Genomic DNA, 17,770 nt, shown 5'->3' on the forward strand with positions numbered 1-17,770 from the left:
AGGAATCCCATAAGGATGTTTATTATATTGATGGCTGTTCAAGAGAGGAATGCCTAGTACTGTTGATTAGATACGGTGATTTACTTGTTAATGATGGACTAAGTAAGTTTGGATTTGGTGGGCATAAAAGTCATGATGAGATCATGCTTGATAGCTATAATGTTGTGACAATTTATAGTAAAGAACTATCGAAATTTAATGACTTTTTTGAAGCTCATAATATTCAATTTGTAGAAGAACTAGTGACAGCTTGGAAAACTTTTTCTAAGACCTCACCAGGAATCTCTGAAATCTATGAAAGTAATGGAAAAACTGTTTATGATTTGCCTGAAGAATTAGCTGAATGGGGAATATATTTAGCTGAAACTCGAACAGAATAGGCATATCTATAGGATTAGAAAGAGAATGCTTCAATTCCTTAAAATTTGATTTAGAGCAAGGTGGAGATTGAAGTTGTAAGATAAATAGTGGTTATTTATGGCAGAACTCTGGTTCTGCCTTTTTTATTTATAAAGTATATGAAATATGGCATAAAAGACTAAAGAAAAAAATGCAAAACGTTTAATATATTAGAATTTTCTTGCTACTTTTTGAAAAATATTTTTTCCTTACAGAATCCTTAAAAATATTTTTTATACTATTTACAAGATTAAAGGAGGAACAAAATATGAGCAAATATATTTTGGAAACAAATGAGCTAACAAAAGTTTTTGGAAAACAAAAAGCTGTAAATAATGTGTCATTAAAAATTGAGGAAAATTCAGTATATGGATTACTAGGACCTAATGGTGCAGGTAAATCTACGACATTAAAGATGATTACAGGTATGTTACACAAGACGTCAGGTGAAATTATGTTTGAAGGACATGAATGGAGTAGAAATGATTTATCAGATATTGGTGCTTTAATCGAGATGCCACCCTTATACGAAAATTTAAGTGCAAGAGAAAATCTAAAAGTTAGAACATTATTACTTGGATTGCCTGATGCAAGAATTGATGAAGTTTTAGAAATTGTAGATTTAAAAAATACCGGAAAAAAGAAAAGCGGTCAATTTTCTTTGGGGATGAAACAAAGATTAGGTATTGCAATTGCTTTATTAAATAATCCTAAACTATTGATACTAGATGAACCGACAAACGGATTAGATCCATTAGGAATTCAAGAATTACGAGATTTAATACGAAACTTTCCAAAAAAAGGAATAACAGTAATTCTGTCTAGTCATATTTTAGCAGAAGTGGAACAAACTGCTGATCATATAGGAATTATACATGAAGGAGAATTAAAATATCAAAACACAATTAATCATAATGAAAATTTAGAAGAACTTTTTATGAATGTTGTAAAGAATGGAAAGAGGGTGTAGCTTAATGAAAAATTATATTTTTGCAGAAAATTTGAAACACAAACATAGCTTTTTGTTGAAGATATTACTCATTGCCCCGATTATAGCTTTACTAAATGCATTTGTATTAATGCCATCATATTTTAGCATAAACGCATACAATTGGTGGTATGTGATTTTAATGCCGGCAACTTTCGCTTTAATACCTGCAATGATGCATAGAAAGGAAGAGAGAAAATTAAACTACCGAGCAATTTTTCCACTCAATATTGATTTAAAAAAGATATGGATTTCAAAAATATTAACAGCTTCAATTTATCTAAGTATAACTGCTATTTTGCATATGCTAGGAGTATTTGTTTTTCAATTTTTCATTGGAGAACAATTAACAGGAAACTATGCATTCACGACATTATTATTCGCAAGTGTATTATTGGTTATAACTAACATATGGCAAGTTCCATTTTGTTTTTTCCTGGCTAAAAAGTTTGGGTTTATAGTAAGCATTGTAGTAAATGCTGTATTAGGAATTGTGTTAGGAATTTTGTTAGCTGACGGTTCTATGTGGATTTATTGCCCTTATTCTTGGGGGATTAGATTGATGGTACCCGTTATGCGTATTTTACCGAACGGTATCCCAACAGAAGTATCAAATCCAATGATTTTAAACACATCCTTACTTGTTCCTTGTATTTTATCAATATGTTTGTTTACATTATTGACTTTCATTACTGCAAAATGGTTTTCTAAGCAAGAGGTGAAGTAATGATGAATATATTAAAATCAGAGTTTTATAAATTGAAGCATACTTGGATTCCATGGGCTCACTTTATCTTACCTGTTTTATATGCTCTAATATTTTATTGGGCAGCAACATTTACAAGTCTAAAAAATTTTTCTGATATGGATATCATACTGAATTATTTTGTGCTTTTAGGTGCTATCTTACCAATAATATTTGGTGCTATCACATCTAAGGTTGTTGACATGGAAGCAAGTGCTGGACGATTTCAAGTGATTCTATCAACTACAAAATCCAGAAGTAAGGCTTATGGTGGAAAACTTATAATGCTCTTATTGAGTTTCCTATTTTCTATAAGTTTAGCAGTTTTTATATTTGCAATGCTATTTGGTAATCAAGGGACTATGGCTTGGTTAATTGAATTATTATTAGTTTTTATAGGATGTTTATCTACATATATGATTCATTTATGGGTATCACTTATGTTAGGTGGTGGTGCATCTATAGGATTGGGATTTGTGGAAACGTTGATTGCTTTACTTTCAATAACAAGTTTAGGTGAAAATATTTGGTATTTTTTACCTTGTACTTGGGCATCGAGATTATCTGCAACATATATTGTTGGAAGTGAATTGGCTGATAGCTCATATTTAATTAAAGAGTTTACCATGTGGGGCTATGTAGCAATACCTATTACAGTAGTCATTTTTACTGGCTCTTTATTATGGTTCAATAGGTGGGGTGGAAAGTCAATCAGTGAATAATAGCTCTAAATGTATTTGTAAATGGAATATGGTATAATAATAAAATATTTATAAATATGGAGGTGGTTTGGTATGGCAAGAATTCTTGCTATAGATGATGAATTAGATATGCTGACTCTAATCAAGAATATTTTAATAAAAGGAGATCATATTGTTGATATTTACCAAACCACGGTAGATATTGATGAAAATAGTTTGGGGAAATATGACTTAATATTACTTGATGTAATGATGCCAGAGGTTGATGGAATCAGCTATTGTAAAAATATACGTAGTAAAGTGGATTGTCCGATTATCTTTTTAACTGCAAAAGCAATGGAAACGGATATAGTAGATGGCTTATTAAGTGGAGGAGATGACTATATTACCAAACCATTTGGTGTTGGTGAATTGTTAGCACGGGTAGAAGCTCATCTGAGAAGAGAACAAAGAGAAAAACATTCGAGTTTAAACCTAGGGAATATAAGATTTGATTTATCCTCCAATCAAGTATTTGTGAAGGAGGAAGAAATTCATCTGACAAAGTCTGAATATCAAATTTCGAAGCTTTTAGCAAAGAGAAAGGGACAAGTTTTTTCAAGAGAACAAATATATGAAATGATTTTTGGATTTGATGGGATTGGTGATTCTTCTGCCATATCAGAACATGTAAAAAATATTAGAGCAAAGTTCTTAAAATTTGGTGAAAATCCAATTTCTACAGTTTGGGGGATTGGTTATAAATGGAATTAATTAGAAAAGGACAGTCGCTCAAAATAGTATTTCTTAAATACTTAATGACTGTTGGAGTTGGTTTAGGATGTGCCATCGTACTAGCTTTATTAACTTTTACAGCGTTTTATAGTGTTGGTTTGATTCTTCCGGCTAACCATACAGAAAATTTATTACAAGAAAATAAATATAAAATTTTAAATAAAATAGACTTTGATGAAGCATTGATACCTAAAGGAGCTAGCTATATGTTTTTATCGCCAGATGGTGAAGTGATAAAAACTAATATGGATGAAGCTATTCAACTGAAAGCTAAGAATTTTCACAATCATGAGGGATTTTCAACTCCATATTCTTCATTTATAGAATTTAAAAGGAATGATGGATATGTATTAATCCATTATTCACTAGAGCCACACTACAATAATGATTGGATGGAAAAATATTTCCCTAGCGTAGATTTACTATTAATATTTTTATTAATCATTTTCTTTTTAATGAGTGCATTTGTGGCTACTCTAATCTGGGCAAAACGAATAACAAGGCAATTATCGCCAATGCTAGAGGCATCAGATAAAATCGCCAACCAAGAATTAGACTTTGAAATAGGAAGTTCAAATATCAAAGAATTTAATGATGTCTTAAATAGCCTTGATATAATGAAAAAAGCCTTAAGTGATTCATTAAGAGAAAATTGGATTAAAGAAGAGAATAAGAGAAGTCAGATATCGGCATTAATGCATGACTTAAAAACTCCGGTTTCTATTGTCCAAGGTAATGCTGAATTGTTAAAGGTAACTGATCTAACTGATGAACAAAAGGATTATGTAGCGTACATTATAAAAAATTCAACACGTATATCAGATTATACAAAAGCTCTGATGGAGATGAATCAGTCAATTAAATTAAGCTCGTTGAATTTACAAAAAGTAAAAGTGTCAGAAATAATCGAAAGAGTTAGTGAAATAGCGAGAGAGATTACACTAATACATGACCGTACTATATCTAAATCTATTAATTGTGAAGATTCAGATGTAATGATAGATATACAATTATTTGAAAGAGTCATTCAAAATATATTTAGTAATGCTATTCAATATTCACCAGACAAATCCAACATTGAATTACTAATAATGACTACAGATAAGATACTTTCAATATCTGTGATAGACGAAGGCCCAGGATTTTCTAATGAGGATTTAAAACGAGGAACGGAGCAATTTTACCGTGGAGATAAGAGTAGACATTCAGCTACAAACCATGGTTTAGGTTTATATAATTCTTGGAAAATAATGTTATTACATAATGGACGCATCATATTAGAAAACAACTCGGATAAACATGGTGCAAGTGTAAAGTTAGAATTACCATTACTATAATAGAACAGGAATTGTTTTCAAATGGAATTTATTAAAAATATATCCTTTTTGCTTTTGGTGTAGAATAGAAAATTCACTCCGCTATCAAGCAAGAATCTTACATAGTAGAAAGCTAAATGAACTTTGATAACTGAACAAATTCTAAAAGTTAACTTATAAATTTCTAGAAGGAACGGAAGAAAATCTGTGTTTAACTGCAACTAGTAAGTTGTAGTTTTTTATTTTGAATAATGATATAATAGGATAAGAAAATAATGAAAACGCTATATATTTGAAAGTTGAATAGGAAAGTAGAAAGTATGAAAACAATTGATATGATTATTAAATCATCAACTGATTTAGTTATGTATCTTACATAAAGAGAAAGGAATTAATTATCATGAAATTATCTTTGTATAGTGAAGTTGAACATTACCATTCTTTAAGTTCTTATTCTTTAAATGATATTACACATACTGATACCCCAAAAAATATTATTGAAAAGTCTAAAAAAGATAAGGATAGATACCCAATAGTAATACTTAATAAAGACCATAAAGTAATTGGTTTTTTTTGCCTACACCTAAACACTGGTCCTAAAGAGTACGGCTATTATCAAAATGATTATGCGCTTATTAGAGGATTTTCTATTGATGATAATTTCAGAAATCAAGGATATGGTTCTAATGCTCTGAATGGAATATTTGAATTCATAGATTCAACTTTAAAATTAGAAATTAACCATATTATATTGGCTGTAAATGAAAAAAATATATTGGCTCAAAAAGCATATAGAAATTCAGGTTTTTTTGTTGTGAAAAAAGATTTAGAAGGAAAAAGGGGGAAATTAATTATTATGGAGAAAAGCAGAAGGTGATGGTATTGGTATCAATCAATGAGTAACAAAGTAACAGCATGATTCGTAACATTTGCTTGTAATTCGCGGAGGAACATCAATATGGATGGAATAACAAAAGATTCTATAAAAACGGCTAAACTAATGAAACAATTATGGCCCCAATTGACCGATAAAGAAGCTATTGATGAAGTAAAAAAATATACGAATGGCAAAAATACTGCAATCTTTACTGAAGTTGAAGGTGACACAATTGTAGGTCTAGCACTATGTTCACTCAGATTTGATTATGTTGAAGGTTGTAAATATAGTCCTGTGGGATTCTTAGAAGGGATTATTGTCGACGAGGAATATCGTTTAAAGGATATTGCTAAAAACCTCTGTACAAAATGTGAGGAATGGGCGAAAAATAAAGGATGTAAGGAATTTGCAAGTGACTGTACTTTAACGAATACGGATTCTATAAAATTTCATCTCAATATTGGATTTCAGGAGGCAAATAGAATTATTCATTTTAAGAAGAGATTATAATTTTAGAACGTGGTCAAAATTTATGTATCTTTAGAAAGTGTGAAAGATTGGACGAACAAATTTTTTTGATGGGTGGAAATCCGCCGATAAAGAACCATACGATTGTTAATAAAATTGTGTCATCAAGGAAGATCGAAAGAATTGTCATTTTTACAGTTTATCGAGAAAATTGGCAACCGTATATGAAAAAGTACACGGAAGTTTTCCAAAGCCTTTTTTCTAACCTAAACACTGATTACTTACTCTTGGACATTGAGCAGATTAATTTTGATAGCTATCTAGATGCTGATCTAATTATCATCGGTGGTGGAAATACGGAAAAGTATTTAGCTACTTACGTCAATCAGCAGTTCAAAAATTATATCGATCGTATGCTGAATAAAGGGGCGAAAGTTATGGGATTTTCTGCAGGAGCCCTATTATTAGGAGAAAAAGTCTATGTTTCACCTAATGATAATTCAGATCATCAGATAAAGATAAAAAATGGATTAGGACTCTTTAGTCAGTTTTTAATTAGTGTTCATTATGATTCATGGAATGATAAAGCTAATAAGGATAGAGCTGAAGAGCTCGTTAATGTTCCCATAATTCCACTAAATGATCATACCTGTCTTGTATTGGATAAACTTGGAAATATCATAGAGAAAATTGACTAGTTTTAATCATGCGAATCTGAATCTACGAAACTAAAGTATTGACGAAATGAATAATGAAAGCCTTGATTGTAAGGCTTTTTTGTGTTTTTATGATAGAATATAGGTAGTTATAATCGAGAGCAACTAAGAAGCAGTAAAAATATTATTCATAAAATAATCAAGATAAGGGCGATAAAATGACAGAAATTGACAAAAAGAATTTAAAAAATTATCTTTGTTTTACATTTGGAATTACTTATATATCTTGGGGGCTTCTTGCCATCTTTACTCAATCTTATATTTTGGGATTAGAAACATTTATAGGGAGAATGTTACATATAGTAGGTGCACTTGGTCCAGCTATTGCAAGTGGCTTTTATTTGAAAAGGAATAATATAAAATTTCAACATTTTCTATTTAGTAAGAAAGGAAATAGTAGTATTTATTTCATTATTCATTTGTTAGCAATTTTGATACTATTTTCTGTATCTTCCTTAGAATTAAATGAAGTATCAATTTATCTGATGCCATTATTCTTTATACAACTAATTTTTTTTGGTGGTGGACATGAAGAATTAGGATGGAGAGGAATATTACAGCCGTTACTTGATAAAAAATATACTTATTGGCAATCTAATTTGATTGTAGGATCAATTTGGGGAATATGGCATCTGCCTTTATGGTTTATAGTTGGAGAAAGTCATCAAGGATTTCCTTTTATTTTATTTTTTATATATACATTATTTTTAAGTTTTGTTTTAGGGCTTCTTTATCGTCAAACGAAATCTGTGGGGTACTGTCTATTATTTCATGCGTTCGCAAATTTGTTAAATCTCTATTTTGTGTTAAAAATTAATGTTATTTTTATTATCATTTTTATTGCTTATTTAATTTATACGATATTGGCTAGTAATAGAATTAGTAAGGAAAAGAATTTGTATCCAAAATAACTGGATATACTCTAGAAAATGAAGATGATTTTGTTCAAGGTAATAAAGAAGAAATAACGAACATTTAGATGAAAGGTTTAGAGTAAACATGAGTCTCTTATTTAAAGAATTTAAAACCATTTGTTTCCATTTAAATGGAGTCGGAATTACACCGACACTGATGGGTTCTTTGGGATTGGAGTTTAGAACGAAAGAAAATTGGGAGCCGTCTGACATTGACATTCATGTGCCTGGTGACCCTAGAGGTTGGGAAGCACCTGATCATCTCAGAATTTATGACTGGGACAAAATAATGAAAGTGATGAAAAACTTAGGCTACGTCTTAATAGATATTCATGAGCATGAATTTCAAAAGGATAGAGTGAGTGTTGAATTTGGAAGTATCGATTCTTTACCTGATTTTGCAGGAGTTTCGGAATCGGATATAGAGCTTATTCACATTGAAGGCATCACTTTTCGTCTTCCAAGTCTGGAGCAGTATCTAAGTATTTACAAAGCTTCTTCTCAAGACTCCTATCGAAATGATCACAATAACAATAAGGATTTTAAAAAGATCGAGTGGCTGGAAAGACATTTATAAATTATCATATGAAAAGTAGTAAGTTGTAAGACTGGCTGCTATGTTATTTTTATCATCATTTTTATAGGTCATTTAATTTATACTATATTGGCTAGTAATAGAATTAGTAAAGAAAAGGATTTAAAATTATAGAATGGATGATATTTCTTTTGGAAGAAGTGATCAACTTTCCGTTCCACAGTATCGTTTTAAAATGATTTTTATTGCCTTTTGTTTATTAGTATAAAATTAGAATATTATCACATGTTGAGTGTGTAGGTTTGCTACAAAGAGTGAAATCGTGAAAATCCTGCATTTTAAGCAGTTTTACAAGCATTATGTAATTAATGAGGATGGAACTGAAGGAACTGAAAAAGAGCTGATCAGATATGGGGTTAAGTTTTCCGTGATGAAAGATAAAGAAAACAGAAAATACTCCGTATTCTTTCAGGCCAAAGATATGAAAGTAATGGAAAAAGCCTTCAAACACGCTCTTTCAGAATCGGAAAGGAAAGAGTCCATTCATAAAAATATTGAGAAGTTCAAGGAGATGGCTAAAAACACTGTTTCTAAAGATAAAGTAAAGAATAAACAAAAAGAGTAGAGCTTATGATAGATAAAATACTAAAAGACATCAAAGGCTTATTTAAGGTGCAAGATAAGAAAAAGTTTCTAAAGCAGAATATTCCCTATCTTGCATTTTTCTATGTTGGCAATATTTTTTCTCATTATGTACGAGTCTATACGGGTGGCGATGTAATAGATAAAATCTTTCTAGGAATATTAGAGCTTAATACCATGAGCTTTATTCCAAACATTCATCCTTCTGACATTTTAATGGGCGTGGGAGTGGCAGCTCTAATTAAATTTATTGTCTATACCAAAGGGAAAATGCAAAAAAGTCTAGGCAGGGGAAAGAGTATGGTTAAGCAAGATGGGTAAAAATAAAAGATAGTCAGCCAGATATCGATGAAAAGTTTCAAAATAACATTTTGCTTACCCAAACTGAACGATTAACAATGAATGGAAGACCTGCTAATCCAAAGTGTGCTCGTAACAAAAATGTACTGGTTATTGGTGGTTCTGGCTCAGGTAAGATGAGATTTTATGTAAAACCGAACCTAATGCAAATGAACTCTTCATATTGCGTAACAGATCCTAAGGGAACGATAGTCGTTGAATGTGGCAAGATGCTTGAAAATAATGGTTATGAGATAAAAAATTTAAATATCATCAACTTCAAAAAGAGCATGAAGTACAATCCATTCGCCTATCTCAGAAGTGAAAAAGGTATACTCAAATTAGTGCAGACAATCATTGCAAACACAAAGGAAAAGGGTGAAAAAGCAGGTGAAGATTTTTGAGTCAAAGCCGAAAAGCTCTACTATATGGTTTTGATAGTTATATTTTTTATGAAGCTCTAAGGGAAGAAAAGAACTTCGCAACACTCCTTGATATGATAGACGCTTCAGAAGCCAGAGAAGATGATGAAACATACATGAATCCCATTGATATACTATTTGAAGCATTGGAAAAGAAAAAAACTACACACTTTCAGTCAAGGAATATAAAAAGTACAAACTTGCTGCGGGAAAAACAGCAAAGTCTATTCTTATATCATGTGGTGCAAGGATTGCTCCATTTGATATTCAGGAGCTTAGGGATTTGATGAAAGAAGATGAACTTGAGCTTGATACTCTTGGAGATAGAAAGACAGCACTGTTTATCATTATTTTAGATATAGATGATACTTTTAACTTTGTGTTGTCTGTCATGTACTCATAGCTATTTAACCTACTTTGTGATAAGGCAGATGATGAGTATGGAGGAAGATTACCTGTTCATGTAAGGTACTTTCTTGACGAGAGTGTCAACATCGGCTTAATTTCAAAGTTCGAAAAGTTAATAGCGACAATTTGTTCAAGAGAAATTTCAGCAAGTATTATCTTGCAGGCACAATCCCAGCTAAAGGCAATTTACAAGGATAATGCAGATACGATTGTAGATAGCTGTGATAGCACTTTGTTTCTTGGTGGAGAATAAAAGACAACACTTAAAGAGCTGTCTGAAACACTGGGTAAAAAAACTATAGATCTATATAACATTTCTGAAACCAGATCCAATGCCAATAGTTATGGACTGAATTATCAAAAGACTGGAAAAGAGTTAATGAGCCAAGATGGGATAACCGTTATGGATGGCAGTAAATGTATTTTCCAGCTTCGAGGTGTCAGACCGTTTCTATCAGATAAATTTGATATTACAAAGCACAAAAATTACAAGTTAGTGGAGGACTATGATAAAAAGAATGTGTTCAATATTTAAGAATATATCAAAAGAAAAGGCAAAGTTAAACTTAATAGAAATACACTAATTACAAGATTGTAATATTTTATGTTATGGCATTATATGGTATGGGCATGTTATAATAGGTTTATAATACGAGGAGGTTTATGTAAATGTCTAGTATACAAGCTAATCGCTTATCAGAATTTATGTTGAATTATTGCGAATTAATAAACCCAAGCGATGTTAATGATTATAAATTGATTGATGGATTTATTCCTAATTTATATTTCATATTAGGGATTAAAAAATATTATTTTTCTAATGATACCAAAATTATAGATGAAAAAAATGGTAAATTATTTGTGAAATTGGAATCGGAAGATGGAGAAATTATTGAATGCAATTGGACAGTAGTTGATCAAGAAAAGAATTTATTTCAAAATTTGACAATGGAAATTTCTATGGATAAGAGAGTTATGATAGTGAATGGCGTAGATAAGTATCCTGTTGATTATTTTTATTTAAATAACCTTGATATAATTCCTAAGTTTAGAATATTGTATATTGGTCAAGCGTTTGGAGGAAGTAAAAACAATAGGGATGCTATTGATAGATTGAAGAATCATGAAAAGTTGCAAATAATTTTAGCAGACTGTATTTCTAGTAAATTGAAATATGACGTTAAGATATTGCTATTAGATTTAAATCAATTGGATTTATTCACAACTTTAGGAAAGAAAGACGATTCTCACTATCAATTGGAGTTTGAAAATAATTTTTATGAGGATTTTCCATCAAAAGCACAAATGATTAATATTGTTGAGGCATTACTAATTAATTATTTTAAACCAGAATATAATAGAGACTTTGTTAAAGGAGCTGTTCCGAGCTTATCACATTCTTCGTACAATGAATTTTATCGTAAACAATACGAGTCAATACTTATAAACTTACAGAAATTAGGTGATATAGAATTATATACTGATGTTAGAACTATTTTTCCTATACAAGAATTTATAGGAGGAAAAATTTTATCAAATAATAATGTACTGGAGTTTATCTTAAATTCATTAAAACTGGAGAGGTGAATAGAATGATTAAATATTGTAATTATTCTAGTTGCTAATTTAAGATGGCTATTAGGGTAGCATTCGATGCGGTCTTAGGACTGCATCGTTTCTTTTATTTGTAAGAGTTCGAATAAAGAGAATAATTTTATGAAAAAAGTGTATTTTATGGTATAATGTAATAAATATAGTTTTATCGAAGGGAGGATGCTGAATGAAAAAATTTGATAATGAAAAATATCAAATATTAGCAAAAGATTTAATGGGGGATATTTTTTATTCTGAGACATCTAATCGAAATAAAATTGCTACCATTCGCCAATATGCAGAAGTAATTGTGAGAAAAATTTTAGACATTAACCCAAGTCAAAAGATGACGATTGGTGCGAATGAAATAACTAAAAAAATTGATACTCTTAAAAATAGTAAATTTTTAAAAGAAGCGTTAGAGAATATTAAACAGGATGGTAATAAATTTACACATACTGAATATTTAGGAGAAGTTACATCTGATGAATTTGATACGATTGTTGATAAGCTTTTGGATATGCTTTCTTATATGCTTATTAATTATTTTGAAACTTATGAATTTGGATCAAGAAACGATGTCTTGCAGTCATTTTCATTGTTACCACCAATAGTACGATATAAGGTGCTAATATTTTTATATAGCAAATATCCTAATAATGTACATGTTATTGATAAATTAGCGTTAGTAATTGTTAAAGCATTTAGTAGAGAAGAAGCCATTAGATGGACTGAGAAAGAAAAAGATAACCTGATTAATTTAGATGTGATGTCAGATAAGGGATTTACTGAGATTGCAAAAAATAAAGGGATAGAAATCGCAGAAATCATTAGACTTAGTTTGCCTTATAAAAACATGTATGAGCTGTGTATTGATAAAATTATGAAAATTGGAAATGAAATAGATTCAAAAGGTCGTTTATATATTGATTTTGAAAGTGCATTGCCGTATTACAAGCAATATGGAATTATAAATGAGGACAGTGAAGAAATAAAGGAATTTAATGATATTATGGATTTTTTATATCTTGGCAGAAGAACAAAATTAGATAGTTTTATTAAACAAAAAGAGCCATATGTGGTTTTAGATACAATTATAGAGGGTGAAAATATAAATGAGGATATTTAGTTATAAAAGATTGTTCAAAAAACTGATTGATTTAGATATGACAAACAACGAATTGATGGAAAAAGCAAAAGTAAGTAAAAGCACATTCTATAAAATGAAAAATGGACAAAATGTGACTACGGATGTTTTGCTTAGGATTTGCAATGCTTTGGATTGTGATATTGAGGAAATCGTGGAGTGTATAAGAATTGATAAGTAGATTTTGAAATGAGGTTAATTATGGATAAAGAAAAATATTACATGAATTTACCAAAAGATTTATCTGGAAGCATTGCTAAAAATCGCTTTAGATTAGAATTGTTATGGGGAATTAGTAAGATGATCGATGAACATAGAGCGAACAATGAATATACGATAATTTTTGATTTTAAATGTGATATAGAATTGCATAAAGAGGATGAATTGGATTTTTATCAAATAAAGACGAAGAAAAGTGGTAATTACAATTCGAATAATTTGTGTAAGAAAGGTAAGAATGAGAATAATTCTATTTTAGGGAAACTATATGCTTTATATTCACCGAACTACAATATAAAATTAGCAATTGTGTGTAATAAACAACTTAAAATCAATAATAAAGAAATTGATTTTCCTGAGCAATGTTTTGGAGATTTAGATCAGGATGTACTTGATGATGTTAGGAAGAAGTTGTGTACAGAATTAAAATTAGACACTGTGTGTTTAGACACTGTGTTTTATATATTTGATAACATGGATTTATTAAATCCAGAGGATTCTATTAGAGGGAAATTAGTAAAATCTTTTGTTGATATTAAAGGTGAAGAACCTCAAAATCCGAATGCATTGTATAGACTGGTTGTTGATTCTGTTAGAGAAAAAGCTTCTTATGAATTTGATTCCGGTACCTATGAAGATGTTGTAAAAAACAAAGGTATTACAAGAAGTGAATTTGATAAAATGTTAAATGCACATAAAAAGGAATCTAAAAATGGAATCAATGAGACACAAGAATATATAAATAGCCTATCATTTGCTAAACGAAGAAGATATAATACAGCATTTGGTAATATAATTGAAATGCAGCAAAGTGAGTCTTTACGATTAATAAAAATAAAAATTTATAATTATATTGCGGAACATGAAGATTCGTTAGACGATATTGAAAGTTATTTAGAAGAAATATCAAAATTATTTGATGACGATTTTGATGTGGAATTTACTGATGATATGAAATCAGTTCAATACATAATAATTTATTATATGTATGCTTCAGGAGGAATTTTATAATGAATGTTATATTTGACAAAATATATATATTTGATGTTGTAAAAAAAGAGGCTTATTCAACAGAATTTAAAAAGGGAGTTAATATTATTACATCGAGTGATATAGATGGAACAGATAGAGGAAAATCAGTTTTATTAAGAAGTTTATACCATGCCTTGGGTGCGGATTCGCACTTTGACTCGAAGTGGAGAGAAAAGGATAAGGTCTATATTTTATCTTTTAAGGTGGATGATAAAGATTTTTCAATTTATCGATCTCAAAAATTATTTAAAATATTTAATGCAAAAGGTAATCTTATTTTTACTACTATTCATAGAAGTGAATTAGCAGATTTTTTGGGAAATTTATTTAATTTTTCTATATGGTTGCCGCAAAAAAATACAAATCAATTAGTAATAGCACCACCTGCATATAGTTTCTTACTGAATTTTTTAGATCAAGATGAATACATCGGTACAAAATTTAATTCGTTTAAAAACCTTGCTCAGTTCAGTAATTTTAAACTTAATGTTATTTACTCACATTTGGGCATTTACAATAAAGAATATTTCGAACTTGTGAAACACAAAGAAGAATTAGAACTTGAAATTAAAAGCAAGAAAGAAGAAATAGAAGAATTAATTAAAATGAAAGACAGAACCAATTTAATTTTGGATGGTTTTTCATGTCCGGAAACAAGCAGTGCCTTAGAAAATGAGCTTAATATAGAAACTCAAAAATATTCATCGCTGATTAATGAGATGAACTTAGTAAGGAATAAGCTTGTTGACTTGAGAAATCAATTAGTTGAACAGAATATCACTTTATCTCAAATATCTAAATTCGAAATAAAAGAAGAAAAGGAAATAAAAACTATTTTAAAATCAAAAGTTTGTCCTGAATGTCATTCTGTTTTAGATTCAACTTTGGAACTAAGGAGTAAGAGATATAATCATATTGATAATGCTCTTAGTCTGAAAGATGCAATAAAAACAGAAAATGCTCATATTGAAGATGAAATATTCAAAAATGAGGGAATATATTCAAACTTAACTCTGGCTTTGGAGGAGCATAATAAAAAGATTTGTAAAAACAAAAAGGAAATCAAAGACTATATCAAGTTCAGAGGGCTAAATAAACTAATCGATGAGATTAATAATGACTTGACTATTAATAGCAGAATTATCGACAGCACAAAGAAGGCTCTAAAACCACTGAAGAAAGAATTTAAAAGTGTTAAAGATAAAATGAAATCTGTTGATGAAAATTACTATTATTTGATTGATAAATCAAAAATAAGATTTAATTTAAATGAGTTGGAAGCTGACAGTTATGAACAACTATCTAAAAATTTTTGTGCAAGTGGAAGCAATAAACCATTATCGACCGTTATATGGTATCTAACACTCAATGATTTAAAACAGATATTTAATCCTGAAGGAACAACATTTCCAATGGTTTTTGATAGCCCTAATAATGCGGAGACAGACCAAGAGAAGAAACAGGCATTAGTCGAGTATATTATGGAATCATCAGATCAATTTAGTCAGTTAATTGTTTCGTCAATAGGATTTTCCGAAAAAGATTATAGTATCAATTCGAATATAAATATAAAAATTTTAGAAAATGAAAAATATAGCTTACTAAATAGTGAGATGTATGTTCAGAATTATGAGCTTTTGCAATGTATGAACGATGCTTAATATAGTAGTGGTTTATAAGGAGATGGTTATCTCTCCATCTCCTTAGCCAGGTAAATTCCATAGTTTTTTTCGTATTTGATAAAGCTCATCCATGATGAGAATGTATTATTAAAGGCGATTCGGTGTTACGATAAGTCTTTGCTTTATTAATTGTGGCTACAACGTTTGATACTTCCATAGTAAAGGATTATTATATAACAAATAAGGGAATATCTCATTTTGTTTTGTACTAATTATATTCTAACACCAATAGTATACTTTTTGATCTTAGCATCGTAGATTTGAAGGATGGAGGTGATTGTTTGGTAGAAAACAGACCTAGTTTTAAAGAGATAAAATCATTTGAAGAATTCAACCAATACTATTGGTATCGAGAAGAACTTTCCCAAATTTGCAAGTCTCTTGGATTAGAGTATAGAGGGACGAAGCAAGAATTGGTTTATATAATTGAACAATATTTTCAGGGAAATAAAATAGAGAAATCTTTGAGGAAAGGTCTCAAAACTCAATCTGAAGTAATCACTTTAGAGACTCCATTACTGAACTGTGGGTTTTCTTTTAACCAGAAGTTTAGAGATTATTTTGCTGCGGTAACAGGGGTTAGTCCCTTCAAATTTAATGCGGATATGGCAACCGCTTGGAGAAAAGTAAAAAGGGATCATGATCTAAAATTTACGATTCAGGATATGATTAAAATTTATTATGGAGAGTCAAATTACGCCAAGTATGATCATTCGGCTTGTCAGTGGAATCAATTTCTAAAAGACTTTTGTACGGATGAATGTAGCCATCAGTATGCTAACAAGTTAACCGTTGCTGCTATCCTTTGGAAGGAAGTTCGAGATTCAAAGAACGAAAAAGTTTTTTCCAAACAGCTTCTAAATGAATATAAAAACAAAATAGAGGCGTATCGTAAATAAGCAACTTCTCTTTCTTCTGTCTGATACGTTGTTGCGAAAGCTTCTGTGTACTTTTAAGAGGATTATAGATTGCATGCAGGACTACTGGATGTACATCGTGAGCGCTTGTTTCATTCCTATTGACGGTAGCAATATAATGTTTAGAAAGAAAAAGCTTAGGAGGGTTATCGATGGTTATATTGGAATTGTATCAAGGTGATTATCAAAAAGATTTAGTCGCGTTTGATTCTTTAGAAGAAGGGAAAGCCTTTGTATCTCAAATCCCGGGGTATACTCTAGAAAACGAAGATGGGTTTGAAGTGGAGTATTTTAATCCAAAAAATCTTCCGGATTATATGGAGATTATCTTCAACGGAAATATTGTCCCTTTATCTAGATTTTCGTTTGACCCTGAGGAAAATGTTGAGATCATTTGGAAAGAAATTTCGAATCTATCGGTTAAAAACGATAAAATGATAGAAGGAGCTACAAAAGTAGATGCTTATGTCGTGAATAACGATGAAGTGAAAGCTTATGTAGAAGCACGAGAAGCAAATTTCCGCAAGGTAAAAGCATTCCTAGAAAACAAAGGGTATGAAGTTGACAGAAGCTTTTTCGGAAGTGAAGACGGCGAAGCAATTCTCTACAAAAAACAAGGCGCCGAAGATTGGCACTTCTTATGCCACTTAGACCCGCTGTTTGTAGAGGTTGAAGATGTAGAGGGATATGTGAAAGAAGCGATGGAGGAGTTTTTGTATAGTTAAACTTATTAACTTTTCACAAATAAACAAACCAAACGAAAGGAAATATCGGTTGGTTTTTTAATGCTCATCTTGTAAACTTGCTAAATAAACTAGAATCAAGTACAATGAGTTTAGATAGTTCTATATGTATAGTTTTTAACTCAATATAAAGCTATCAATCTAATACGACATCAAATAAGTGAATGAGAAACAAAAAGGTTTTTAATTGATC

At 30.3% G+C, this 17,770-nt stretch carries 17 protein-coding genes and 4 pseudogenes; all 21 read left to right on the top strand.

All coding sequences use genetic code 11. From position 1 onward, the window contains the following. Positions 1-380: pseudogene (locus HMPREF2957_RS09410) on the top strand (hypothetical protein); the annotation flags it as partial. Positions 381-667: 287 nt separating this feature from the next. Beyond that, positions 668-1,369: a lantibiotic protection ABC transporter ATP-binding protein PcfF gene (gene pcfF / locus HMPREF2957_RS08060; protein ID WP_070678834.1), complete on the top strand. Its 702-nt coding sequence runs from the start codon at positions 668-670 to the stop codon at positions 1,367-1,369. Between the two features lie 4 nt (positions 1,370-1,373). Continuing rightward, the gene (pcfE, locus tag HMPREF2957_RS08065; protein ID WP_070678837.1) at positions 1,374-2,114 is read left to right on the top strand and encodes a lantibiotic protection ABC transporter permease PcfE; all 741 of its coding nucleotides are present in this window, start codon (positions 1,374-1,376) and stop codon (positions 2,112-2,114) included. Next, a complete protein-coding gene (gene pcfG / locus HMPREF2957_RS08070; protein ID WP_061564359.1) occupies positions 2,114-2,854 on the top strand; it encodes a lantibiotic protection ABC transporter permease PcfG in 741 nt (246 codons plus the stop codon). Before pcfE ends, pcfG begins: the two co-directional genes overlap by 1 nt. A gap of 72 nt (positions 2,855-2,926) precedes the next feature. Then, complete coding sequence (locus HMPREF2957_RS08075; RefSeq protein ID WP_004252839.1) at positions 2,927-3,586, top strand: response regulator transcription factor; 660 nt, start codon at positions 2,927-2,929, stop codon at positions 3,584-3,586. Continuing rightward, the gene (locus tag HMPREF2957_RS08080; RefSeq protein WP_070678839.1) at positions 3,577-4,944 is read left to right on the top strand and encodes a sensor histidine kinase; all 1,368 of its coding nucleotides are present in this window, start codon (positions 3,577-3,579) and stop codon (positions 4,942-4,944) included. Before HMPREF2957_RS08075 ends, HMPREF2957_RS08080 begins: the two co-directional genes overlap by 10 nt. Positions 4,945-5,323: 379 nt before the next feature. Next, positions 5,324-5,800 carry a GNAT family N-acetyltransferase gene (locus HMPREF2957_RS08085; RefSeq protein WP_070678842.1) on the top strand — a complete coding sequence of 159 codons (477 nt, stop codon included), beginning with the start codon at positions 5,324-5,326 and terminating at the stop codon, positions 5,798-5,800. Between the two features lie 81 nt (positions 5,801-5,881). After that, positions 5,882-6,310 (top strand): aminoglycoside 6'-N-acetyltransferase, encoded by a 429-nt coding sequence (gene aac(6') / locus HMPREF2957_RS08090; protein ID WP_070678845.1) that lies wholly within the window; start codon positions 5,882-5,884, stop codon positions 6,308-6,310. 47 nt (positions 6,311-6,357) lie between these two features. After that, complete coding sequence (locus HMPREF2957_RS08095) at positions 6,358-6,966, top strand: Type 1 glutamine amidotransferase-like domain-containing protein (RefSeq protein WP_070678848.1); 609 nt, start codon at positions 6,358-6,360, stop codon at positions 6,964-6,966. Positions 6,967-7,142: 176 nt separating this feature from the next. Beyond that, complete coding sequence (locus HMPREF2957_RS08100; protein ID WP_070678851.1) at positions 7,143-7,895, top strand: CPBP family intramembrane glutamic endopeptidase; 753 nt, start codon at positions 7,143-7,145, stop codon at positions 7,893-7,895. 88 nt (positions 7,896-7,983) lie between these two features. Next, positions 7,984-8,475, top strand: a complete 492-nt coding sequence (locus HMPREF2957_RS08105) for a nucleotidyltransferase (protein WP_070678854.1) — start codon at positions 7,984-7,986, stop codon at positions 8,473-8,475. Positions 8,476-8,517: 42 nt separating this feature from the next. Next, positions 8,518-8,607 (top strand): annotated as a pseudogene (locus HMPREF2957_RS09515) (CPBP family intramembrane glutamate endopeptidase); the annotation flags it as partial. A 217-nt stretch (positions 8,608-8,824) separates the two neighbouring features. After that, a pseudogene (locus tag HMPREF2957_RS08110) lies at positions 8,825-9,058 on the top strand (DUF3801 domain-containing protein); the annotation flags it as partial. Between the two features lie 5 nt (positions 9,059-9,063). Continuing rightward, positions 9,064-10,842: pseudogene (locus tag HMPREF2957_RS09520) on the top strand (VirD4-like conjugal transfer protein, CD1115 family). 71 nt (positions 10,843-10,913) lie between these two features. Next, on the top strand, positions 10,914-11,831 hold the full coding sequence (locus HMPREF2957_RS09285; RefSeq protein ID WP_070678863.1) for a hypothetical protein: 918 nt from the start codon (positions 10,914-10,916) through the stop codon (positions 11,829-11,831). A 193-nt stretch (positions 11,832-12,024) separates the two neighbouring features. Continuing rightward, positions 12,025-12,966: a hypothetical protein gene (locus HMPREF2957_RS08140; RefSeq protein ID WP_070678866.1), complete on the top strand. Its 942-nt coding sequence runs from the start codon at positions 12,025-12,027 to the stop codon at positions 12,964-12,966. Next, positions 12,953-13,165, top strand: a complete 213-nt coding sequence (locus tag HMPREF2957_RS08145; protein ID WP_036754116.1) for a helix-turn-helix domain-containing protein — start codon at positions 12,953-12,955, stop codon at positions 13,163-13,165. The genes HMPREF2957_RS08140 and HMPREF2957_RS08145 overlap by 14 nt, the downstream gene beginning before the upstream one ends. Positions 13,166-13,185: 20 nt before the next feature. Next, entirely contained in the window at positions 13,186-14,214 is a 1,029-nt protein-coding gene (locus tag HMPREF2957_RS08150) for a DUF4297 domain-containing protein (protein ID WP_036754112.1), read from the top strand. Next, positions 14,214-15,896: a coiled-coil domain-containing protein gene (locus tag HMPREF2957_RS08155; RefSeq protein WP_070678869.1), complete on the top strand. Its 1,683-nt coding sequence runs from the start codon at positions 14,214-14,216 to the stop codon at positions 15,894-15,896. Before HMPREF2957_RS08150 ends, HMPREF2957_RS08155 begins: the two co-directional genes overlap by 1 nt. Before the next feature lie 302 nt (positions 15,897-16,198). Further along, positions 16,199-16,816 (top strand): SAP domain-containing protein, encoded by a 618-nt coding sequence (locus tag HMPREF2957_RS08160; RefSeq protein ID WP_036754108.1) that lies wholly within the window; start codon positions 16,199-16,201, stop codon positions 16,814-16,816. Positions 16,817-16,986: 170 nt separating this feature from the next. Continuing rightward, a complete protein-coding gene (locus HMPREF2957_RS08165) occupies positions 16,987-17,559 on the top strand; it encodes a hypothetical protein (protein ID WP_036754105.1) in 573 nt (190 codons plus the stop codon). Positions 17,560-17,770 lie beyond the last annotated feature (211 nt).

It is taken from the genome of Streptococcus sp. HMSC062D07 (genome assembly GCF_001814215.1).
In the GTDB taxonomy this organism is placed as follows: domain Bacteria; phylum Bacillota; class Bacilli; order Lactobacillales; family Streptococcaceae; genus Streptococcus; species Streptococcus infantis_I.

Bases quoted from the DNA above. Each gene is read 5' to 3' on its own strand.
- HMPREF2957_RS08165 (WP_036754105.1), top strand. From the start codon at position 16,987: ATGGTTATATTGGAATTGTATCAAGGTGATTATCAAAAAGATTTAGTC.
- HMPREF2957_RS08150 (WP_036754112.1), top strand. From the start codon at position 13,186: ATGGATAAAGAAAAATATTACATGAATTTACCAAAAGATTTATCTGGA.
- HMPREF2957_RS08100 (WP_070678851.1), top strand. From the start codon at position 7,143: ATGACAGAAATTGACAAAAAGAATTTAAAAAATTATCTTTGTTTTACA.
- HMPREF2957_RS08085 (WP_070678842.1), top strand. From the start codon at position 5,324: ATGAAATTATCTTTGTATAGTGAAGTTGAACATTACCATTCTTTAAGT.
- HMPREF2957_RS08155 (WP_070678869.1), top strand. From the start codon at position 14,214: ATGAATGTTATATTTGACAAAATATATATATTTGATGTTGTAAAAAAA.
- HMPREF2957_RS08080 (WP_070678839.1), top strand. From the start codon at position 3,577: ATGGAATTAATTAGAAAAGGACAGTCGCTCAAAATAGTATTTCTTAAA.
- HMPREF2957_RS08075 (WP_004252839.1), top strand. From the start codon at position 2,927: ATGGCAAGAATTCTTGCTATAGATGATGAATTAGATATGCTGACTCTA.
- pcfG (WP_061564359.1), top strand. From the start codon at position 2,114: ATGATGAATATATTAAAATCAGAGTTTTATAAATTGAAGCATACTTGG.
- HMPREF2957_RS08140 (WP_070678866.1), top strand. From the start codon at position 12,025: ATGAAAAAATTTGATAATGAAAAATATCAAATATTAGCAAAAGATTTA.
- pcfE (WP_070678837.1), top strand. From the start codon at position 1,374: ATGAAAAATTATATTTTTGCAGAAAATTTGAAACACAAACATAGCTTT.
- HMPREF2957_RS09285 (WP_070678863.1), top strand. From the start codon at position 10,914: ATGTCTAGTATACAAGCTAATCGCTTATCAGAATTTATGTTGAATTAT.
- HMPREF2957_RS08145 (WP_036754116.1), top strand. From the start codon at position 12,953: ATGAGGATATTTAGTTATAAAAGATTGTTCAAAAAACTGATTGATTTA.
- pcfF (WP_070678834.1), top strand. From the start codon at position 668: ATGAGCAAATATATTTTGGAAACAAATGAGCTAACAAAAGTTTTTGGA.
- HMPREF2957_RS08105 (WP_070678854.1), top strand. From the start codon at position 7,984: ATGAGTCTCTTATTTAAAGAATTTAAAACCATTTGTTTCCATTTAAAT.